At 74.3% G+C, this 19,585-nt stretch carries 21 protein-coding genes; 13 read left to right on the top strand and 8 right to left on the bottom strand.

Features of this window, described 5'->3' with window-relative positions; all coding sequences use genetic code 11:
- Positions 1-6: 6 nt before the first annotated feature.
- Positions 7-762, top strand: coding sequence for an imidazole glycerol phosphate synthase subunit HisF (gene hisF / locus IE308_RS34925; RefSeq protein ID WP_110627579.1), 756 nt, complete (start codon positions 7-9; stop codon positions 760-762).
- A 16-nt stretch (positions 763-778) separates the two neighbouring features.
- On the opposite strand, the gene IE308_RS34920 is transcribed toward hisF, so the two are convergent.
- Positions 779-1,414 carry a TIGR03085 family metal-binding protein gene (locus IE308_RS34920; protein ID WP_110627578.1) on the bottom strand — a complete coding sequence of 212 codons (636 nt, stop codon included), beginning with the start codon at positions 1,412-1,414 and terminating at the stop codon, positions 779-781.
- 118 nt (positions 1,415-1,532) lie between these two features.
- Here IE308_RS34920 and hisI point away from each other — a divergent pair, with 118 nt between their 5' ends.
- The 11 genes from hisI (at position 1,533) to lgt (ending at position 10,394) form a co-directional block, all read left to right on the top strand.
- The gene (gene hisI, locus IE308_RS34915) at positions 1,533-1,934 is read left to right on the top strand and encodes a phosphoribosyl-AMP cyclohydrolase (RefSeq protein ID WP_110636303.1); all 402 of its coding nucleotides are present in this window, start codon (positions 1,533-1,535) and stop codon (positions 1,932-1,934) included.
- A gap of 11 nt (positions 1,935-1,945) precedes the next feature.
- Complete coding sequence (locus IE308_RS34910) at positions 1,946-3,424, top strand: anthranilate synthase component I (protein WP_190220957.1); 1,479 nt, start codon at positions 1,946-1,948, stop codon at positions 3,422-3,424.
- Between the two features lie 79 nt (positions 3,425-3,503).
- On the top strand, positions 3,504-4,148 hold the full coding sequence (locus IE308_RS34905; RefSeq protein WP_110627576.1) for a TIGR02234 family membrane protein: 645 nt from the start codon (positions 3,504-3,506) through the stop codon (positions 4,146-4,148).
- A gap of 135 nt (positions 4,149-4,283) precedes the next feature.
- Positions 4,284-4,544 (top strand): HGxxPAAW family protein, encoded by a 261-nt coding sequence (locus IE308_RS34900; protein ID WP_110627575.1) that lies wholly within the window; start codon positions 4,284-4,286, stop codon positions 4,542-4,544.
- 80 nt (positions 4,545-4,624) lie between these two features.
- Positions 4,625-5,071 carry a DUF2752 domain-containing protein gene (locus IE308_RS34895; protein WP_190220956.1) on the top strand — a complete coding sequence of 149 codons (447 nt, stop codon included), beginning with the start codon at positions 4,625-4,627 and terminating at the stop codon, positions 5,069-5,071.
- A gap of 120 nt (positions 5,072-5,191) precedes the next feature.
- A complete protein-coding gene (trpC, locus tag IE308_RS34890; protein ID WP_110627573.1) occupies positions 5,192-6,001 on the top strand; it encodes an indole-3-glycerol phosphate synthase TrpC in 810 nt (269 codons plus the stop codon).
- A gap of 21 nt (positions 6,002-6,022) precedes the next feature.
- On the top strand, positions 6,023-6,235 hold the full coding sequence (gene trpM, locus IE308_RS37525) for a tryptophan biosynthesis modulator TrpM (protein ID WP_373314667.1): 213 nt from the start codon (positions 6,023-6,025) through the stop codon (positions 6,233-6,235).
- Positions 6,236-6,304: 69 nt separating this feature from the next.
- Positions 6,305-7,588 carry a tryptophan synthase subunit beta gene (trpB, locus tag IE308_RS34885; protein WP_110627571.1) on the top strand — a complete coding sequence of 428 codons (1,284 nt, stop codon included), beginning with the start codon at positions 6,305-6,307 and terminating at the stop codon, positions 7,586-7,588.
- The gene (trpA, locus tag IE308_RS34880) at positions 7,585-8,403 is read left to right on the top strand and encodes a tryptophan synthase subunit alpha (RefSeq protein ID WP_190220955.1); all 819 of its coding nucleotides are present in this window, start codon (positions 7,585-7,587) and stop codon (positions 8,401-8,403) included. The genes trpB and trpA overlap by 4 nt, the downstream gene beginning before the upstream one ends.
- A 99-nt stretch (positions 8,404-8,502) precedes the next feature.
- Positions 8,503-9,276 carry a DsbA family protein gene (locus IE308_RS34875; RefSeq protein WP_110627569.1) on the top strand — a complete coding sequence of 258 codons (774 nt, stop codon included), beginning with the start codon at positions 8,503-8,505 and terminating at the stop codon, positions 9,274-9,276.
- A 95-nt stretch (positions 9,277-9,371) separates the two neighbouring features.
- On the top strand, positions 9,372-10,394 hold the full coding sequence (lgt, locus tag IE308_RS34870) for a prolipoprotein diacylglyceryl transferase (RefSeq protein WP_190220954.1): 1,023 nt from the start codon (positions 9,372-9,374) through the stop codon (positions 10,392-10,394).
- 86 nt (positions 10,395-10,480) lie between these two features.
- Here the strand turns inward: lgt and IE308_RS34865 are convergent, their stop codons facing one another.
- From IE308_RS34865 to IE308_RS34835, 7 genes are all read right to left on the bottom strand, one after another.
- On the bottom strand, positions 10,481-11,341 hold the full coding sequence (locus IE308_RS34865; RefSeq protein ID WP_229909359.1) for an HpcH/HpaI aldolase/citrate lyase family protein: 861 nt from the start codon (positions 11,339-11,341) through the stop codon (positions 10,481-10,483).
- Between the two features lie 140 nt (positions 11,342-11,481).
- Positions 11,482-12,672, bottom strand: coding sequence for a CaiB/BaiF CoA transferase family protein (locus tag IE308_RS34860; RefSeq protein ID WP_190220953.1), 1,191 nt, complete (start codon positions 12,670-12,672; stop codon positions 11,482-11,484).
- On the bottom strand, positions 12,669-13,562 hold the full coding sequence (gene rbsK, locus IE308_RS34855; protein ID WP_110627565.1) for a ribokinase: 894 nt from the start codon (positions 13,560-13,562) through the stop codon (positions 12,669-12,671). Before rbsK ends, IE308_RS34860 begins: the two co-directional genes overlap by 4 nt.
- Positions 13,559-14,920, bottom strand: a complete 1,362-nt coding sequence (locus tag IE308_RS34850) for an ADP-ribosylglycohydrolase family protein (RefSeq protein WP_190220952.1) — start codon at positions 14,918-14,920, stop codon at positions 13,559-13,561. The genes rbsK and IE308_RS34850 overlap by 4 nt, the downstream gene beginning before the upstream one ends.
- The gene (locus IE308_RS34845; protein ID WP_190220951.1) at positions 14,908-16,071 is read right to left on the bottom strand and encodes an ADP-ribosylglycohydrolase family protein; all 1,164 of its coding nucleotides are present in this window, start codon (positions 16,069-16,071) and stop codon (positions 14,908-14,910) included. The genes IE308_RS34850 and IE308_RS34845 overlap by 13 nt, the downstream gene beginning before the upstream one ends.
- A gap of 8 nt (positions 16,072-16,079) precedes the next feature.
- Entirely contained in the window at positions 16,080-17,195 is a 1,116-nt protein-coding gene (locus tag IE308_RS34840) for an ADP-ribosylglycohydrolase family protein (RefSeq protein ID WP_190220950.1), read from the bottom strand.
- Positions 17,192-18,376, bottom strand: coding sequence for an ADP-ribosylglycohydrolase family protein (locus tag IE308_RS34835; RefSeq protein WP_229909358.1), 1,185 nt, complete (start codon positions 18,374-18,376; stop codon positions 17,192-17,194). Before IE308_RS34835 ends, IE308_RS34840 begins: the two co-directional genes overlap by 4 nt.
- Positions 18,377-18,635: 259 nt before the next feature.
- Here IE308_RS34835 and IE308_RS34830 point away from each other — a divergent pair, with 259 nt between their 5' ends.
- On the top strand, positions 18,636-19,367 hold the full coding sequence (locus IE308_RS34830) for a VIT1/CCC1 transporter family protein (RefSeq protein WP_110627561.1): 732 nt from the start codon (positions 18,636-18,638) through the stop codon (positions 19,365-19,367).
- Positions 19,368-19,585: the final 218 nt, after the last annotated feature.

The raw sequence follows: 19,585 nt of genomic DNA, 5'->3' as shown, positions 1-19,585 counted from the left end.
GGATTCATGACCCTGGCGGTCCGAGTCATCCCCTGCCTGGACGTGGACAACGGCCGGGTCGTCAAGGGTGTCAACTTCCAGAACCTGCGCGACGCGGGCGACCCCGTCGAGATGGCCAAGGTGTACGACGCCGAGGGCGCCGACGAGCTGACGTTCCTGGACATCACCGCCTCGTCGGGCAACCGCGAGACGACGTACGACGTGGTGCGCCGCACCGCCGAGCAGGTGTTCATCCCGCTCACCGTCGGCGGCGGCGTCCGCACGGCCGAGGACGTGGACAAGCTGCTGCGCGCGGGCGCCGACAAGGTCGGCGTCAACACCGCGGCGATCGCCCGCCCCGACCTGATCCGCGAGATCGCCGAGCGGTTCGGCCGCCAGGTGCTGGTGCTGTCGGTGGACGCCCGCCGCACCGAGGCCGGCACCTTCGAGGTGACCACCCACGGCGGCCGCCGCGGCACCGGCATCGACGCCGTGGAGTGGGCGCACCGGGCGGCCGAGCTGGGCGCGGGCGAGATCCTGCTGAACTCCATGGACGCCGACGGCACCAAGGACGGCTACGACCTGGAGATGATCGCCGCCGTCCGCAAGCACGTCACGGTCCCGGTCATCGCCTCGGGCGGCGCCGGCAAGCTCGCCGACTTCCCGCCCGCTATCGAGGCGGGCGCGGACGCCGTCCTCGCGGCGTCCGTCTTCCACTTCGGCGACCTGCGCATCGGCCAGGTCAAGCAGACCCTGCGCGAGGCGGGCCACCCCGTACGGTGACGGCGGCGGCCGCCCCTCAGATGCCGAGCGCCTTCGCCTCGTGCAGCTTGGTGATGGCCTCCTCCTCGCCGTCCAGGTCCACCTTCGCGGCGCTCTGCCGGCCGTAGGAGAACAGCAGCAGTTCCGACGGCTCGCCGGTCACCGTGACGACCGGCGTGCCGCGGTGCGCGACCACCGTCTGGCCGTCCGGGCGGCGCAGCACCAGGCCCGTGGGGGCGCCGCGGCCCATCAGCCGGGCCGTGCGCTCCAGCCGCGACCACAGGGCGTCCTGGAAGACCGGGTCCAGCTCCCGCGGCGACCAGTCCTCCTGGGCGCGGCGCACGTCCTCCGTGTGGACGTAGAACTCGATCGTGTTCGACGCCTCGTCGAGCTGCTTCAGCTGGAACGGCGAGAAACGCGGCGGGCCCGTACGGATCAGCTGGATCAGCTCCTCGTACGGCTTGGCGGTGAACTCGTCCATCGCCTTGTCGAGACGGGAGGAGAGCTGCTTGATCAGCAGCCCGCCGGCGGCGTCCGGGCGGCGCTCGCGCACCACCACGTGCGCCGCGAGATCACGGGTCAGCCACCCCTCGCACAGCGTCGGGGCGTCCGGACCCGCGGTCTCCAGCAGGTCGGCGAGGAGCAGTCGTTCACGCTTGGCGAAGGTCGACATGGAGTCAGCCTACGACCGCGCCCCGGGTCCGCCCAGCGGCGCCGAGGAGCGGTCGGCGGCGGTCCGGCCTGTGGACACCGCCCCCTCGCCGCCCGTCCCGCGCGGCACAATGGCACCCATGACCACCAGCACGCCCCGTCAGCCCAGCCGGCTGGACCCCGAGATCGCCGCGCGCCTGAAGCGCAGCGCCGACGGGCTCCTCCCCGCCATCGCCCAGCAGTACGACACCGGCGAGGTGCTCATGCTCGGCTGGATGGACGACGAGGCGCTGCACCGCACCCTGACCACGGGCCGCTGCACCTACTGGTCCCGCAGCCGCCAGGAGTACTGGGTCAAGGGCGACACCTCCGGCCACTACCAGTGGGTGAAGTCCGTCGCCCTGGACTGCGACGCCGACACCGTGCTCGTGCGGGTCGACCAGGTCGGCGCCGCCTGCCACACCGGCGCGCGCACCTGCTTCGACGCCGACGTGCTGCTCAAGGACGGCGGGGATTCCGGCCCGGCCGCCGACGGTCAGTAAGGTCTGCCGCCATGGACCTCGAGACGTTCCGCAAGCTGGCCGGCGACCGCCGCGTCATTCCGGTCACCCGCAAGCTCCTCGCCGACGGCGACACCCCGGTGGGGCTCTACCGCAAGCTCGCCGCCGAGCGCCCCGGCACGTTCCTGCTGGAGTCCGCGGAGAACGGCCGCTCCTGGTCCCGCTACTCCTTCGTCGGCGTCCGCTCCGCCGCCACCCTCACCGTGCGCGACGGCGAGGCGCACTGGCTCGGCACCCCGCCCGTCGGCGTCCCCACGGCCGGCGACCCGCTCGCCGCCCTGCGCGCCACCCTCCAGGCCCTGCACACCCCCCACCAGGAGGGCCTGCCGCCCTTCACCGGCGGCATGGTCGGCTACCTCGGCTACGACATCGTCCGCCGCCTGGAGAAGATCGGCCCCGGCGAGCGCGACGACCTCAAGCTGCCCGAGCTGACCATGCTGCTCACCAGCGACCTCGCCGTCATGGACCACTGGGAGGGCTCGGTCCTGCTGATCGCCAACGCGATCAACCACAACGACCTCGACACCGGCGTCGACGAGGCCTGGGCCGACGCCGTCGCCCGCCTCGACGCCATGGAGGCCGACCTCACCCGGGCCGTCGCCCAGCCCCCGGCCGTCCTGCCGCCCTCCGAACTGCCCGAGTACACCGCCCTGTGGGGCGGTCCCGACTACCAGCGGGCCGTCGAGGACATCAAGGAACGCATCCGGGCCGGCGAGGCCTTCCAGGTCGTCCCCTCCCAGCGCTTCGAGACGCCGTGCACGGCGAGCGCGCTGGACGTCTACCGGGTCCTGCGGGCCACCAACCCCTCGCCGTACATGTACCTCTTCCGCTTCGAGGGGTTCGACGTCGTCGGCTCCTCACCCGAGGCGCTGGTCAAGGTCGAGGACGGGCGGGCCATGGTGCACCCCATCGCCGGCACCCGCTGGCGCGGCGCCACCCCGCAGGAGGACCAGGCCCTCGCCGACGAACTGCTCGCCGACCCCAAGGAGCGCGCCGAGCACCTCATGCTCGTCGACCTCGGCCGCAACGACCTGGGCCGGGTCTGCGAGCCGGGCTCCGTCGAGGTCGTCGACTTCATGTCCATCGAGCGGTACTCGCACGTCATGCACATCGTCTCCACGGTCACCGGCAAGGTCGCCGAGGGCCGCACCGCCTTCGACGTGCTGACGGCCTGCTTCCCCGCGGGCACCCTCTCCGGCGCGCCCAAGCCGCGCGCCATGCAGATCATCGACGAACTCGAACCCTCCCGCCGCGGCCTGTACGGCGGCTGCGTCGGCTACCTCGACTTCGCCGGCGACTCCGACACCGCCATCGCCATCCGCACCGCCCTGCTGCGCGACGGCACCGCCTACGTGCAGGCCGGCGCGGGCGTCGTCGCCGACTCCGACCCGGTCGCCGAGGACACCGAGTGCCGCAACAAGGCGGCGGCCGTCCTGCGCGCCGTCCACACCGCCAACCGCCTCGGCCGGTAGCCGCCGGCCGGGTCCCGCCGGGCAGTGGGGCGCGGATCACGTGGCCCCGGGTGACGGAACGCCCGGGGTTCGGGCGATAGTGGAGTACGTGACCGCCGTACCGCACCCCCGATCCGAAGCCGCCGCCCGGCCGGGCCGCCGCAGCCTCGCCGTCGCCCTGCTCTGCGGAGCGCTCGGCGCGGCCGTGGCGCTGCTCGCCACCCGCCAGCTCTGGGCGGAGGGCACCGCGACCGTGGCCGGCGGCGCCTTCCCCCTGACCGCCAAGGGAAGCGACGTCACCGGCGTCCCCGCGGCGCTCGCCATAGTGGGACTCGCCGCGCTCGTCGCCGTCTTCGCCGTCCGCCGGGCCGGCCGCTTCCTCGTCGCCGCCCTCCTCGCCCTCTCCGGCGCCGGCACCATCGCCGCCGCCCTGATCGGCGCCACCGACAGCGGCGCCCTCGACGACAAGGCCGCCGAGGCCTCCGGCGACACCTCCGCCACCGTCGGCGCCCTCACCCACACGGCCTGGCCGTACGTCGCCGCCGCCGGCGGCCTGCTGATCCTCCTGGCCGGCCTGCTCGCCCTGCGCTACGGCCGCCTGTGGCCCGCCATGTCCGGCCGGTACGAACGCTCCGGCGCTCCCCGTCGGCGCCGTACCGCACAGCCCGCCGACCCCGACCGGCCCGAGGAGCTGTGGAAGGCCCTGGACCGCGGCGAGGACCCCACCCGCCCCGATCCGGCGTGACCGACGCGCGGGAACCCCACCCCCGCGTCCCGCACGCGCGCGCGTACGGGACAATGGAGGCGGACTGAGCGTCGGGCTCGGACCCGTACGACACGTACACGCGTGACACGCGTACACGGCAATGAGGAGCAAGCAATGGCGGGCAGCAGCCACGGACACACCCCGGCCGCCTGGACCGGTGTCATCATCTCCTTCATCGGTTTCTGCGTCGCGGGCGCCTTCGTGGTGATGGCCGAGCCGGTGGGCTTCTGGGCCGGCATGGCCGTCGTCGTCCTCGGCGGCGTGGTCGGCGGCATCATGCGCACCATGGGCCTGGGCGCCCCGAAGGCCGAGCCGCTCGTGCGCTCCGAGCGGCCCACCGCCAACCGCGAGGCCGCCGTCTCCTCCCAGAGCTGACCGCGACGCCCGTGAGGGGCGGCCGGGCACGAGCGTGCCGGGCCGCCCCTCACGCGCGTCCGGGGCCCCGCACGGGCACAATGCCAGACGTGAACGCCGACAGCGGGACCACAGGGACCCACCCACCGGGCACCGTCCGGACACGGCTCGCCGCGCCGGTGACCGTCCTCGCGGCCGTCGCGGCCGCCTTCGCCTACGTCGGGGCGGTCGACCCCAACGAACCCGGCCACTACCCCGTCTGCCCGCTGCTGCGCACCACCGGCCTGTACTGCCCCGGCTGCGGCGGCCTGCGCAGCGCCCACGCCTTCGTCCACGGCGACCTGCTCACCGCGCTGCACGCCAACGCGGTCGCCGTCGCCGGCTACCTCGTCTTCGCCCTCGTGTGGACCGTCTGGGTGGTCCGCGCGGTCCGCGGCCGCCCGCTGCGGATCGACCTGCGCCCGGCGCCGCTGTGGACGCTCGGGGCGTTGCTGCTGGTCTTCACGGTCGTGCGGAACCTGCCGTTCGGCGGCTGGCTCCATCCGTGAGGCGGGACGGAATGTCCAGGTAGTGGGACCGGCGTCAACCGGATGCGAGGCCTGCGCCCTCCTCCGGATACCATCGCAGTGACCATTGGGTTTCCAACCGTCCGGAAGGGGGCCGCTCGCGTGAGTGTGCTCGACGAGATCATCGACGGAGTCCGTGCCGACCTCTCGGAGCGGCAGGCACGCGTCAGCCTCGACGAGCTCAAGGAGCGCGCGGCCAAGGCTCCCGCGGCCAAGGACGGCGTCGCCGCGCTGCGCGGCGACGGCGTGCGGGTGATCTGCGAGGTCAAGCGCTCCAGCCCGTCCAAGGGCGCCCTCGCCGCGATCGCCGACCCGGCCGGCCTCGCCGCCGACTACGAGGCGGGCGGCGCCGCCGTCATCTCCGTGCTGACCGAACAGCGCCGCTTCGGCGGCTCCCTCGCCGACCTGGAGGCCGTGCGCTCCCGGGTGGACATCCCGGTGCTGCGCAAGGACTTCATCGTCACGTCGTACCAGCTGTGGGAGGCCCGGGCGTACGGCGCCGACCTCGCGCTGCTGATCGTCGCCGCCCTCGACCAGCCGGCCCTGGAGTCGCTGATCGAGCGGGCCGTCTCCATCGGCCTGACCCCGCTCGTCGAGGTGCACGACGAGGACGAGGTCGAGCGTGCCGTCGACGCGGGCGCCAAGGTCATCGGCGTCAACGCGCGCAACCTCAAGACGCTGGAGGTCGACCGCGGCACCTTCGAGCGCGTCGCGCCGGAGATCCCCGACCACATCGTCAAGATCGCCGAGTCCGGCGTCCGCGGCCCGCACGACCTGATCGCCTACGCCAACGCCGGCGCCGACGCCGTCCTGGTCGGCGAGTCCCTGGTCACCGGCAAGGACCCCAAGGCGGCGGTGGCCGACCTGGTGGCCGCAGGCGAACACCCGGCACTGCGCCACGGCCGGGGCTGATCACCCGCTAGGCTGAGTGCGATGACTTTCCGGACCACTCTGACAGCCCGGGACCCGTACGCCCGCCTCGCGCGCGGCTGCCGGCCCCGGGGCTGCCGCGCGCCCGCCCGCAGGGTGCACGGCCGCAGGGTCCGTTACGTCATCGGAGACGAGCCCGGGCAGGTCAACGGCCGTCGATGGCAGCGCGCCCCCCAGGGGCGCGGGGAACTGCGCGACCAGCCACATCCGGCCTGAGGTCGCACGACAGGCTCCGCCCCCACGGCGATCAGTGTTTTCTCCACGCACTCACCGTGAGGTTCTGGCATGCCCAGCAATTTCTTCATCCCTGACCCGGAGGGTCAGGTCCCCAGCGCCGAGGGCTACTTCGGCGCCTTCGGCGGCAAGTTCATCCCGGAGGCCCTCGTCGCCGCCGTGGACGAGGTGGCCGTCGAGTACGACAAGGCCAAGAACGACCCCGAGTTCGCCAGGGAACTCGACGACCTCCTGGTCAACTACACCGGCCGCCCGTCAGCCCTGACAGAGGTCCCCCGCTTCGCCGAACACGCCGGAGGCTGCCGCGTGTTCCTCAAGCGCGAGGACCTCAACCACACCGGCTCCCACAAGATCAACAACGTGCTCGGCCAGGCCCTGCTCACCAAGCGCATGGGCAAGACCCGCGTCATCGCGGAGACCGGCGCCGGCCAGCACGGCGTCGCCACCGCCACCGCCTGCGCGCTGTTCGGCCTCGACTGCACGATCTACATGGGTGAGATCGACACCCAGCGGCAGGCCCTCAACGTCGCCCGCATGCGCATGCTGGGCGCCGAGGTCGTCGCCGTGAAGTCCGGCAGCCGCACCCTGAAGGACGCCATCAACGAGGCGTTCCGCGACTGGGTCGCCAACGTCGACCACACCCACTACCTGTTCGGCACCGTCGCCGGCCCGCACCCCTTCCCGGCGATGGTCCGCGACTTCCACCGCGTCATCGGCGTGGAGGCCCGCCGCCAGCTGCTGGAGCGGGCGGGCCGGCTGCCCGACGCGGCGATCGCCTGTGTCGGCGGCGGCTCCAACGCCATCGGCCTCTTCCACGCCTTCATCCCCGACGAGGGCGTCCGCCTCATCGGCTGCGAGCCGGCCGGCCACGGCATCGAGACCGGCGAGCACGCGGCCACCCTGACCGCGGGCGAGCCCGGCATCCTGCACGGCTCGCGCTCCTACGTCCTCCAGGACGACGAGGGCCAGATCACCGAGCCTTACTCCATCTCCGCCGGACTGGACTACCCCGGCATCGGCCCGGAGCACTCCTACCTCAAGGACTCCGGCCGCGGCGAGTACCGCGCGGTCACCGACGACGCCGCGATGCAGGCGCTGCGCCTGCTGTCGCGCACCGAGGGCATCATCCCGGCCATCGAGAGCGCGCACGCGCTGGCCGGCGCCCTGGAGGTCGGCCGGGAACTCGGCGAGGACGGGCTGATCGTGGTCAACCTGTCCGGCCGCGGCGACAAGGACATGGACACCGCCGCGCGCTACTTCGGGCTGTACGACACCGACGCGGAGGTGGCGGCGAACGAGGCCGACACGGCGGAGATCGAGGGGGACGCCAAGTGAGCGGGAACATCCAGCTGCTGTCGGACACGCTCGCCGCGGCGAAGGCCGAGGGCCGCTCCGCCCTCATCGCCTACCTGCCGGCCGGCTTCCCGACCGTCGACGGCGGCATCGACGCGATCAAGGCCGCCTTCGACGGCGGCGCCGACGTCGTCGAGGTCGGCCTGCCGCACAGCGACCCCGTCCTCGACGGCCCGGTCATCCAGACCGCCGACGACATCGCGCTGCGCGGCGGCGTGCGGATCGCCGACGTCATGCGGACGGTGCGCGAGGCCCACACGGCCACCGGCAAGCCCGTCCTCGTCATGACGTACTGGAACCCCATCGACCGCTACGGCGTCGAGCGGTTCACCGCCGAGCTGGCCGAGGCGGGCGGCGCGGGCTGCATCCTGCCCGACCTGCCCGTGCAGGAGTCCGCGCTGTGGCGGGAGCACGCCGAGAAGCACGGCCTGGCGACCGTGTTCGTCGTGGCGCCCAGCAGCAAGAACGCACGGCTCGCCGAGATCACCGCGGCGGGCAGCGGCTTCGTCTACGCCGCCTCGCTGATGGGCGTCACCGGCACCCGTGAGTCGGTCGGCGCGCAGGCCCAGGACCTCGTCGAGCGCACCCGGGCCACCGGCACCGCCCTGCCCGTCTGCGTCGGCCTCGGCGTCTCCAACGCGGCCCAGGCCGCCGAGGTCGCCGGCTTCGCCGACGGCGTGATCGTCGGCTCGGCCTTCGTCAAGCGGATGCTGGACGCGCCCGACCACGCGGCCGGCCTCGAAGCCGTCCGCGAGCTCGCGGGCGAGCTGGCGAAGGGCGTGCGCGGACAGGCCTGACGGACCGGAACCTTCCGGGGCATTTCCTGGCAGGTCACTCGAACGGGTGGACCTGTCGCCGGGGAGGCGCGCCGCGCCTCCCCGGTTCGTTTCCGGGGTGTGAGCGAGAAGAACCGAGAGGGAAAGCGCAGCGCCCGGGAGCGGCTGGCGGCGGAGCGCGAGAAGCAGAAGGCCGCCGAGAAGCGGCGGCGGGCACTGATCGTGGGCGCGACCGTCGTGTGCGTCCTCGGCCTGGCCGCGGTGATCGGCATCGTCGCCGCGAACTCCGGCAAGGACAGCGGTGACTCCGCGGGCAAGGTCGTCGCGCCCTCCGGGGCCGCCGGGCAGGATGCCCTGGCCATCCCGGTCGGCAAGGACAGCGCCAAGTCCACCCTGGTCATCTGGGAGGACTTCCGCTGCCCGGCCTGCAAGGCCTTCGAGACGGCGTACCGCAGCACCATCCACGAGCTGACCGGCGCGGGCCTGCTGAAGGCCGAGTACCACCTGGCCACGATCATCGACGGCAATATGCGCGGCTCCGGCTCCCGCACGGCGGCCAACGCGGCCGCGTGCGCCCAGGACGCCGGGAAGTTCACCCCGTACCACGACGTGCTGTACGAGAACCAGCCGGAGGAGACGGACGACGCCTTCGCCGACACCAAGACCCTGCTGGACCTGGCCAAGAAGGTCGACGGCCTCGACACGCCCGCCTTCCGCGCTTGCGTCGAGGACGGCAAGCACGACAGCTGGGTCGCCAAGTCCGCGCAGGCCTTCACCAAGAGCGGCTTCGGCGGCACGCCCACGGTCCTGCTCAACGGCAAGAACCTCCAGGACGTCCCGTCGATGACCCCGGCGAAGCTGAAGCAGATGGTGCAGGAGACGGCCAAGGGGTAAGGCGCCGGGCCGGGGTTTTCTCACCGCCCCGTTATGGACCCGTAGCCGGGCTGCCCGCCGTGGGTCCGGCCCGGCACGGTAGCGTCGACCTTGCCATGGAACTTGCCTACATTCCCAGCCCGTCGCGCGGGGTGCTGTACCTCGGGCCCATTCCGCTGCGCGGCTATGCCTTCTGCATCATCATCGGCGTCTTCGTTGCCGTCTGGCTCGGCAACAAGCGCTGGATCGCCCGGGGCGGGCGGGCCGGCACGGTGGCCGACATCGCGGTCTGGGCCGTCCCCTTCGGCCTGGTCGGCGGCCGGCTCTACCACGTGATCACGGACTACGAGCTGTACTTCAGCGAGGGCCGTGACTGGGTGGACGCCTTCAAGATCTGGGAGGGCGGCCTCGGCATCTGGGGCGCCATCGCGCTCGGCGCGCTGGGTGCCTGGATCGGCTGCCGGCGCCGCGGCATCCCGATGCCGGCGTACGCCGACGCCGTCGCGCCCGGCATCGCCTTCGCGCAGGCGATCGGCCGCTGGGGCAACTGGTTCAACCAGGAGCTGTACGGCCGGGAGACGGACCTGCCCTGGGCACTGCGCATCACCTCGTCCGCGGACGGCCGGGTGCCCGGCTTCTACCACCCGACGTTCCTGTACGAGTCGCTGTGGTGCGTCGGCGTCGCCCTGCTCGTCATCTGGGCCGACCGCCGCTTCAAGCTGGGCCACGGCCGGGCGTTCGCGCTGTACGTCGCGGCGTACTGCGCGGGCCGCTTCTGGATCGAGTACATGCGCGTCGACGACGCCCACCACATCCTCGGCCTGCGGCTGAACAACTGGACCGCGCTGGTCGTGTTCCTGCTGGCGGTGCTGTACATGGTGGTGTCGGCGAAGAAGCGGCCCGGCCGCGAGGCCGTGGTCGAGCCCGGCGCCTCCGACGACGCGACCGGCACGGAGCCCGCCGAGGCTGCCTCCGAGGCTTCCGACGCGCGCGGGGCCGACGGTGCCGAGGACGCCGAGGACAAGCCCGCCGGCAAGGCCGGGTCCGAGCCCGACGAGGCCGGAGCCGGCACCGCGGACGCGGTCGCGGCCGGCAGCGGTGAGGCGCGGGACGAGGCCGAGTCGGCCAAGAAGAGCTGACCGCCGGATCCACCGCCGGATCCACGGTGACGAAGGGCGCCCGGGGCTTTCCGGGCGCCCTTCGCCGTGCGCGGGGCGGGGCCGGCTCAGCGGCGGTGGGCCAGCGACAGCGTCCGCCGGGCCGCCACCACCACCGCCTCGTCCACGAAGCGGCCGTCCGCCAGGGCCTGGGCGCCCTGCTCGGCGGCAGCCGCCGCCACCACCGTCTCCGCCTGCTCGATCTCCTCCCGGGTGGGGAGGTAGGCGCGCTCGATCACCGGCAGCTGGCGCGGGTGGATCGCCGCGCGGCCCAGGAAGCCCAGGGCGCGGCCCCGCGCACAGCTCGCCGCCAGCCCCACCAGGTCGCGGGTGTCGGGGTGCACCGACTGCGGGGGAGGGGCCAGCCCGGCCGCCCGCGCCGCGACGACCACCCGGGAGCGCGGCCAGTCCAGCCCGGCGTCGTCCCGCACGCCCAGGTCGGCCCGCAGATCGGCCTCGCCGAGGGCGATCCCGCGCAGCGCCGGATGGGCGGTGGCGATGGCGTGGGCCAGCTCCACACCCAGGGCGGATTCCAGCAGCGCGTACAGGGCGGGCACCCCGCCGCCGACGGGGGCCGTGCGCTCGGCGACGCGGACGATCTGCGCGGGCGAGGTGACCTTCGGCAGCCGCAGCCCGGACACACCGGGCAGGGCGGCCACCGCGGCCAGGTCGGCGGCGGCGAGCGGGCCGTCCAGGTCGTTGACGCGGACGTGGACGGGCACCGGCTGCGGCTCGCCGAGCAGTTCGGCGGTGGCGGCGCGGGCGTACTCCTTGCGGTCCGGCGCGACCGCGTCCTCCAGGTCGACCACCACCACGTCGGCGCCGGCCCCCAGCGCCTTCACCACCGTGCGCGGCCGGTCCCCGGGGACGTACAACCAGGTCAGCGGGGGCGTGGCGGACCCGGTCGGCACATCGGCCGCCGTCGGCACACGGGACGCTCCCGGCGCCCCGGCCGCCGTCGGCCCACCGCATGTCCCCGGCACACCGGTCGCCGGGGGCACACCCGTCGCCCCCGGCACACCCGTCGCCCCCGGCACACCGGACGCCCCCTGCGCCCCGGACCCCCGTGTCATACCGCGCCCTCCGCGCGCAGTGCCGCCACGTCCGCCGCGCTCAGGCCCAGCTCGGCCAGGACGGCCTCGGTGTCCGCGCCGTGCGCCCGGCCGGCCCAGCGGATCGCGCCGGGGGTGTCGGAGAGCCGGAAGAGGACGTTCTGCATGCGCAGCGGGCCGAGGTCGGGGTCGTCGACGGTGGCGACGGTGCCGAGCGCCCGGTACTGCGGGTCGGCCACCACGTCCCGTACGTCCTGCACGGGTGCGATCGCGGCCTCCGCCTTGTCGAACTCGGCCAGCACCTCGTCCCGGCCGCGCGCGGCGATCCAGTCGCCGACCGCCGGGTCGAGGACGTCGGCGTGACGGGCGCGCTCGGCGCCGGTGGCGAACCAGGGTTCGTCGATCAGGTCGGGCCGGCCGACCAGCCGCATCACGCGCTCGGCCACGGACTGGGCCGAGGTGGAGACGGCCACCCAGGTGCCGTCGGCGGTGCGGTAGGTGTTGCGCGGGGCGTTGTTGGCGGAGCGGTTGCCGGTGCGTTCCTGGACGTGACCGAGCTGGTCGTACCAGGTGAGCTGGGGGCCGAGGACGGCCAGGATCGGCTCGATGAGGGCGAGGTCGACGACCTGGCCGCGCCCGGTGTGCGCGCGGGCCGTGAGCGCGGTCAGCACGGCGTACGCCGTCGCGAGGCCCGCGATGGAGTCGGCCAGCCCGAACGGCGGCAGCGTCGGGGGCGCGTCGGGTTCCCCGGTGACCGCGGCGAAGCCGCTCAGCGCCTCGGCGAGGGTGCCGAAGCCGGGGCGGTGGGCGCACGGCCCGAACTGGCCGAAGCCGGTGACACGGGCGAGGACGAGGCCCGGGTTGGCCGCGGACAGCTGCGGCCAGCCCAGGCCCCACTTCTCCAGGGTGCCGGGGCGGAAGTTCTCGATGACGACGTCGGCGCCGGCCGCCAGCCGCAGCAGGGTGTCCCGGCCGCCGGGCCGGGACAGGTCCAGGGTGATGGCGCGCTTGTTGCGGCCGAGGACCTTCCACCACAGGCCGATGCCGTCCTTGGCCGGGCCGTGCCCGCGTGAGGGGTCGGGTCTGGACGGGTGCTCGACCTTGACGACCTCCGCGCCGAAGTCGCCGAGCAGCGTGGCGGCCATGGGCCCGGCGAACAGCGTGGCGAGGTCGAGGACACGCAGTCCGGTGAGGGGGGCGGCGGTCATGCGGTGTACCTCGCCTCGATCTCGGAGCGGTACGGCATCGACGCCGACGCGCCCTCCCGCTGCACCGACAGGGCGGCCGCGGCGGCGGCCCAGGTCAGCGCCTCCCGTACGGGCCGCTCCTCGGCGAGTGCCACCGCGAGCGCGCCGACGAACGTGTCGCCCGCGCCGGTCGAGTCGACGGCGGTGACCCGCGGCGCGGGCACGGCGAGCGGCTCGGCGCCGCGGGTGACGTACAGGCAGCCGGCCGGGCCGAGGGTGACGACCACTTCCGGCACCTGCGCCAGCAGGGCGTCGGCCGCCGCGAACGGGTCGGGGACGCCGGTCAGGGCGGCGGCCTCGTGCTCGTTGGGCACCAGCAGGTCGACGCCGGAGAGCAGTTCGGGCGGCAGCGGGCGGGCCGGGGCCGGGGTGAGGACCGTCCGGACGCCGTGCGCGCGGGCGGTGCGGGCGCCGGCCAGGACGGCCGCCATGGGGATCTCCAGTTGGAGCAGCAGCGCGTCGGCGGAGGCGATCAGGCCCTCGTCGCCGGGGACGAGGTGGTCGACGGTGCCGTTGGCGCCGGGGATGACGACGATGGAGTTGCCGCCCTCGTCGTCGACGACGATGTGGGCCGTGCCGGACGGGCCCTCGACCGTGCGCAGGTGGTCGGTGTTCACGCCCGAGTGCTCCAGGCCGGTGCGCAGCCGGGTGCCGAAGGCGTCGTTGCCGACGGCGCCGATCATCGAGACGGTGGCGCCCGCGCGGGCCGCGGCGACGGCCTGGTTGGCGCCCTTGCCGCCGGGGATCGTGCGGAACTCCCGGCCCGTCACGGTCTCGCCGCGCTGCGGCGCCTTCTCGACGTAGGCGACGAGGTCCATGTTCGTGCTGCCGAGCACGACGATGTGCGTCATGGGCGGGACGCCTCCAGATGGGTCAGCTGGGCCAGGGTGTCGAAGCCGGTGCCGTCGAAGTCGCCGACGGATGTGGCGAGCCGGTTCTTCAGCGGGGCCGTCCAGCGGTCGGGGAGCGCGGCGGGCCGGCCGGCGAGGAGCCCGGCGACGCTGCCGGCGGTGGCGCCGTTGGAGTCGGTGTCCCAGCCGCCGGAGACGGCACGGCAGACGGAGCCGGTGAAGTCGCCGTCGGCGTGGGTGAGGGCGGCGGCGGTCAGGGCCGTGTTGGGGACGGCGTGGACCCAGTGGTGGGTGGGGGAGTAGGCGGTGTGCAGCGCGTCGACGACGGCGTCGAAGTCCGGGGTCGTCCGGGCGAGTTCGACGGCGTGGCGCACGGCCCGGGCCAGCCGGGAGCGGGGCGGGACCACCGTGAGGCCGGTGCGCAGGCAGGCGTGGACGTCGTGGGTGCCGCCGGCGGCGGCCGCGATGACGGCGGCGGCGAACATCGCCGCGTACACGCCGTTGGCGGTGTGGGTCAGGACGGCGTCGCGGTGCGCCTGTTCGGCGGCGGCGGCCGGGTCGCCCGGGTTGGTCCAGCCGTGCAGGTCGACGCGGATCAGCGCGCCGATCCACTCGCGGAAGGGGTTGCGGTGGCGGGCCGTGTGCGGGGGTTCGATGCCGGACAGCAGGTTGCGGTAGGCGACGCGTTCGGCGGTGAAGGTACGGCCGGCGGGCAGTTCGTCGAGCCATACGCGGGCGACGTCGGCGGTGGTGAAGTGCCGGCCGTGGCGTTGCAGGAGGAGCAGGTTGAGCAGCGGGTAGTTGAGGTCGTCGTCCTCGGGCATGCCGTCGATGGTCTCGGCGAGGGAGGTGGCGGCCGAGCGGCGGTTCCAGGGGTGGGCGTCGAGGAGGTCCTGCGGGACGCCCTTGGCGGTGAAGTACGTGGTGAGCGGCCAGTTGCCGGTGGCGGCGGCGAGCCGGCGGATGCCGTCCAGGGGCAGCTTCTCCACGGGCTTGCCCAGCAGGCATCCGACCGCCCGGCCGAGCCAGGCGGCCTCCAGCCGGGCGGCCGTGGTGGCGCGCGCGGGCGCGGGGGCCGGCCAGTCGGGGCACAGGGCCTTGATCCGCTCCAGCCCGGTCGGCTCGTCGTCCGCCAGCCGGCTGGGCAGGTCGGCCAGTTCGTCCAGCAGGTCCTCGGCGAGCTGCCGCAGGTAGCGGGAGGCCGGCCGCGCCGAGGCACCCGCGCGGGCCGGGGCGTCCGGGCCGCCCGCCGCCCGCCACCGCGCGGCGATCGCCTTCGGCTCGCGGCCGTCCAGCGCGGCCTGGCGCAGCTCGTGGCCGATCAGGTCCTCCGGCTGGACCCAGGTCAGTCGGAGCATCCGGCGCCTCCCAGGGCGGTGAAGGCCTGCTCGTGGGCGCGGCGCCGCCGCACGTCCCGTTCGAACACCTCCCGGGCCACCGCGGTCAGTGTGCGGCCCGGCTCCCACAGGTCGAGGCGGCTGGCCTCGGCGACCCGCTTGGACCAGTCGTCGGGGACCGGGGAGCCGAGGGCGCCGGTCAGGGCGCCGGCCATGGTGGCGATGGAGTCGCAGTCCCGGCCGTAGTTCACCGCGCCCAGCACGGCGTGGCGCAGATCGCCCCCCGCGATCAGCATCATGGCCAGCGCGACGGGCAGTTCCTCGATGGCGTGCAGCCGGGAGGGGCGGCGGGCGCCGAGGGAGGGGGCGCGGTAGTCGGGGCCGACCGTGTCGTACGGCGCGACCGCCTCCCGCAGCGGGACCAGCGCGGACTCGAAGTCGCCGTATTGTGCGGCCACTTCACAGGTCCGTTCGATCGCGGCGCGGGTGCCGTCCTTGGCCAGCGACAGGCAGGCGCCCACGACCGAGTCGGGGGTGGCGCCGGGCGTGGCCGCCGCCGCCACCGCCGCGGCGAACACGCCCGCCGCCTCACGGCCGTACGACGACTGGTGGGCGCCCGCGACGTCCAGTGCCTCGGTGTAGGCGGCGGCCGGGTGGGCCGCGTTGACCAGGCCGACCGGGGCCATGTACATCGCCGCACCGCAGTTGACGATGTTGCCGACGCCGGCCTCGCGGGGGTCGACATGGCCGTAGTGGATCCGGGCCACCAGCCATTTCTCGGCGAGGAAGACCCGCTGCAGGGGGAGAGCCTCCGCCTCCAGCTCCGGGATCCAGCGCGGGTTCGTCATCAGGTCCGGGACCAGGTGCTCGGCGATCGCGTACGCGTCGAGGTGGTCGCGGACCCGGTCGTAGACCCGGATCAGGGCGTGCGTCATCAAGGTGTCGTCGGTGACGTGGCCGTCGCCCTTGTGGTACGGCGCGAGGGGGCGGGCGGTGCGCCAGGCGTCGCCGTTCCACGGGCCGACGATGCCGTGGATCCGGCCGCCGTGGCGCTGGAGGATCTGGTCGGGGCTGTAGCCCTCCACGGGGCCGCCCAGGGCGTCGCCGACCGCCGCGCCGACCAGGGCACCGGTGATCCGGGCCTCCAGGGTTTCATCTCCTTTGGGCGTCATGCCCCGAATCATCCTCCTGGAAGGGCCGGTTGTACGGCTTCCAGGAGTCCGGCGAGTTCCACCAGGTCGGTGCCGGTGAGGCGGGGCAGGACGCAGCCGGAGAGGGTGCGGCAGGTCTCCCGCCAGGACGCGGGGATCGCGGCGCCGCCGCCGAGCGCGCCGGTCAGGGCGCCGGCCAGGGCGGGCGCCGAGTCCGCGACCCGGGACAGGCAGGCCGCCGCGGGGACCGCCTCCGCGATACGGCCCCGGGCGGCGGTGGCGAGGGCGAGGGCCACGGGGACGGTCTCGGCGGCGGCGATGCCGTAGCTGTAGACGTGGTCGACGATCTGGTGTTCCAGGGGCGGGACCAGGGCGAAGGCGCCCTCGGCGGTGCGGGCGAGGTGCAGGGCGTGGCGGGCGTTGCGGCCGATCTCCGTCTCCTCGGGGAGTTCGGCGAGGGCGGCGGTGACGCAGGCGTCCGGGTCCGCGCCGGTCAGGGCGAGGGACAGGGCCGCCGCCATGGCGCGGGCGCCGTGCACGCCGTCGCCGTCCTGGGTGTAGCGGGCGTCGAACTCGGCCAGGTCCGCGGCCTGTTCGGGGTCGCCGGGGTGGGCGATCGCGAGGACGCAGGCGCGGACGCAGGCCGCGTCGTCGAAGTAGTGCGGGTTGTCGTGGCCGGTCGCCGGCGGGCGCAGGCCGGTGGCGAGGTTGCCGAGGCCGGCGCGGACGGAGATGCGGGCGCGCAGGGGGAGGACCGCCGACTCCACCTCCGGGGCGCGGTCCGCGGCTGCGGAGACCTCGCTGGCTACGGCGTTCCAGGTCAGGTCGATCGCGGCGCGCATACGGCGGGCGCGGCTGAGGTCGCCGAGGGCGGTGTCGTCGCCGGCCCGCAGGACCGCCTCCGCGGCGAAGACCGCCCACTCGGCGTCGTCGGAGGGGCCGAGGCGGAGGGGTTCGGGGGGCTGGTTGAGGGCGATCGGGACGGGGAGGGTGGTGGTGGCGTTCTGCTCGGCGAAGGTGTCCAGCTCGCGGGTGAGGCGGCGGGTCCAGTCGGGCAGCCTCGCCGCGCGGTGCCGGGCGGCGGGCCATCCGGCGGCGTCGCCGGCGGCGAGCCCGAGGAGGAGTCCCTCGATACGGCGGCTCATGGGCGGGCCTCGGCTTCGGTGCCGGCGTCCACTGCGGCCACGACGGAGGTCGGCCCCACGGCACCGGCATCTGCCGCAGCCACCAGAGGGGTCGGCGCCACGGCACCGCCGTCTCCCGCAGCCACCAGGGGGCTCCGCCCCCTGGATTCCCGGTCCTTCGCCCACCCACCACCCGACACTGTCGGGAGAGAGGGCACCGCCACAAGCTCTGTCACCGCATCCGGCACCGTCGCCTCCCCCACCAGCAGATCCGCCACCTCCAGCACATGCCGGCCCCGCATCGCCGGCAGGCAGCTGCCCCGGCACGGGCCGATGGGCTCGGTCCAGTCGGCGGGGATGGCCGAGATGCCCTGGGTCGCTCCGGCGAGCGCGCCCGCCACCGCGGCCGTCGTGTCGGCGTCGCGGCCCATGTTGACGGCCGTCAGCACCGCCTCGCGGAAGTCACCGTCGGCCGCCGCGTACGCGCCGAAGGCCAGGGCGACGGCCTCCGGGGCGAGGTCGGTCCAGGGGTAGCCGCCGATGACGACGGCGGAGCGGACCGCGCGTTCGCCGCGGTGGGCGGCGGTCACCGCGCGGCGCAGGGAGCGCGCCGTCCAGGAGTCGTCCGGCACGACCGCGAGGGCCGCCGCGACCACCGAGGTCGGCGGGGCGCCCGCCATCGCCGCGGCGACCCCGGCCGCGACCGCCTGACCGCCGTAGATGCCCTCCCCGTCGTGGCTGACGGAGCCGTCGATCGCGACGAGCCGGGCCGCCTCGGCCGGGCGGCCCGCGGCGAAGACGCCGAAGGGGGCGGCCCGCATGGCGAGGCCGTCGCTCCAGGCGTGCCGGTGCTGCGCCGAGATGGGCGCGGCCAGGCCACGGCGCAGGTTCTCCAGGGTGCCGCGTTCGCTGAAGCCGGCCCCGCGGAAGCGGCCCTCGTCGCGGTCGGCGATCCACTCGTGCCAGGCCGCCTCCACCAGGGCGGGGGTGAGCGCGGCGCCGTACCGGGCGAGCAGCAGGCCCGAGAAGATCGCGTACTCGGTGTCGTCGGTACCGGCCGGCTTCTCGGCGACGTATCCGGTGATGCGGCCCCAGCGGGCGCGGATCTCGGAGGGCTTCAGGTTCTCGGCGGGGGCGCCGAGCGCGTCCCCCACGGCCAGGCCGAGCAGCGCGCCGCGGGCCCGCTCACGGATCGATGCCATGCGCCACCTCTCCTTCCAGGGCAGGCAGCCCTTTGCGGAACTGTCCCCGGTGCGGAGTGCCGCGCAGCCTCAGAGGTCCCAGCGTCACCCGTCCTGCATATGTGCAGTCAGGAACTCGGATGAGCGTCGGAGGGGAAAGTCGCAGGTTAGCCCAGCCTTTCCTTGCTGGCGAACGGGAATGCGGCGGCGTACATTTAGCGTTGTCGAAAGATAGAACGCGTCCAAACTTAGCTTTGCCTTAGCTTCCTGGGGGACTCCCGTGGCCATCATCGAGACCGAAGCCGCACTCCATGTCGCGCACCGCGACAACCACACGCACCGCGACGTCAACGGGGGCTGGCTGCGCCCCGCCGTCTTCGGTGCGATGGACGGCCTCGTCTCCAACCTCGCCCTCATGACGGGTGTGGCCGGTGGCTCCGTGGCCCAGCAGACCATCGTGCTGACCGGGCTCGCGGGTCTCGCCGCCGGCGCCTTCTCCATGGCCGCCGGCGAGTACACGTCCGTCGCCTCCCAGCGCGAGCTGGTCGAGGCGGAACTCGACGTGGAGCGGCGCGAACTGCGCAAGCACCCCGCGGACGAGGAGGCCGAACTCGCCGCGCTGTACGAGGCCCGGGGTGTCGAGCCGGAACTCGCCCGGGAAGTGGCCCGGCAGCTGTCCAAGGACCCCGAGCAGGCGCTGGAGATCCACGCCCGCGAGGAACTGGGCATCGACCCCGGCGACCTGCCCTCCCCGCTGGTCGCGGCCGTGTCGTCGTTCGGTTCGTTCGCGCTCGGCGCGCTGCTGCCGGTGCTGCCCTACCTGCTGGGGGCCACCGCGCTGTGGCCGGCCCTGCTGCTCGCCCTGTTCGGTCTCTTCGCCTGCGGTGCCGTCGTCGCCAAGGTGACCGCGCGGACCTGGTGGTACAGCGGTTTGCGTCAGCTTGCCCTGGGTGGTGCCGCCGCCGGTGTGACGTACGTCCTGGGCAGCCTGTTCGGAACGGCCGTAGGATGACGCGGCTGGTACTTATGCGATGGGCCGCATAAGTACCCCGTTACCCGTTGGTTTCGACTGGATGACCACCGGGCATGAGCCGTAAGCGCTGTGGGCAATGAGGCCTGCGGCGCACCCACGGGACGGGCGACGGCGCCCGCCCCGCTTTCGGGCCGACGGACATCGATCTGTCCGCGACGGCCCCCACATACTTTCCGCCACGGGGAAACGGGGTCACA

Origin of the sequence: Streptomyces griseosporeus (genome assembly GCF_014656055.1) — a bacterium.
GTDB lineage: Bacteria > Actinomycetota > Actinomycetes > Streptomycetales > Streptomycetaceae > Streptomyces > Streptomyces griseosporeus.
Note: the sequence above shows the minus strand (reverse complement) of the source record. Positions and strands in the feature narration are given on the sequence as shown.

What these genes read in the sequence shown, in the direction of transcription:
- rbsK (WP_110627565.1), bottom strand. Translation starts at nt 13,562, where the DNA reads ATGACGCACATCGTCGTGCTCGGCAGCACGAACATGGACCTCGTCGCC.
- trpB (WP_110627571.1), top strand. Translation starts at nt 6,305, where the DNA reads ATGCCCAGCAATTTCTTCATCCCTGACCCGGAGGGTCAGGTCCCCAGC.
- IE308_RS34835 (WP_229909358.1), bottom strand. Translation starts at nt 18,376, where the DNA reads ATGGCATCGATCCGTGAGCGGGCCCGCGGCGCGCTGCTCGGCCTGGCC.
- IE308_RS34850 (WP_190220952.1), bottom strand. Translation starts at nt 14,920, where the DNA reads ATGCTCCGACTGACCTGGGTCCAGCCGGAGGACCTGATCGGCCACGAG.
- trpM (WP_373314667.1), top strand. Translation starts at nt 6,023, where the DNA reads ATGACTTTCCGGACCACTCTGACAGCCCGGGACCCGTACGCCCGCCTC.
- IE308_RS34860 (WP_190220953.1), bottom strand. Translation starts at nt 12,672, where the DNA reads ATGACCGCCGCCCCCCTCACCGGACTGCGTGTCCTCGACCTCGCCACG.
- IE308_RS34900 (WP_110627575.1), top strand. Translation starts at nt 4,284, where the DNA reads ATGGCGGGCAGCAGCCACGGACACACCCCGGCCGCCTGGACCGGTGTC.
- IE308_RS34845 (WP_190220951.1), bottom strand. Translation starts at nt 16,071, where the DNA reads ATGACGCCCAAAGGAGATGAAACCCTGGAGGCCCGGATCACCGGTGCC.
- hisF (WP_110627579.1), top strand. Translation starts at nt 7, where the DNA reads ATGACCCTGGCGGTCCGAGTCATCCCCTGCCTGGACGTGGACAACGGC.
- IE308_RS34910 (WP_190220957.1), top strand. Translation starts at nt 1,946, where the DNA reads ATGGACCTCGAGACGTTCCGCAAGCTGGCCGGCGACCGCCGCGTCATT.
- hisI (WP_110636303.1), top strand. Translation starts at nt 1,533, where the DNA reads ATGACCACCAGCACGCCCCGTCAGCCCAGCCGGCTGGACCCCGAGATC.
- IE308_RS34840 (WP_190220950.1), bottom strand. Translation starts at nt 17,195, where the DNA reads ATGAGCCGCCGTATCGAGGGACTCCTCCTCGGGCTCGCCGCCGGCGAC.
- IE308_RS34895 (WP_190220956.1), top strand. Translation starts at nt 4,625, where the DNA reads ATGCCAGACGTGAACGCCGACAGCGGGACCACAGGGACCCACCCACCG.
- lgt (WP_190220954.1), top strand. Translation starts at nt 9,372, where the DNA reads ATGGAACTTGCCTACATTCCCAGCCCGTCGCGCGGGGTGCTGTACCTC.
- IE308_RS34920 (WP_110627578.1), bottom strand. Translation starts at nt 1,414, where the DNA reads ATGTCGACCTTCGCCAAGCGTGAACGACTGCTCCTCGCCGACCTGCTG.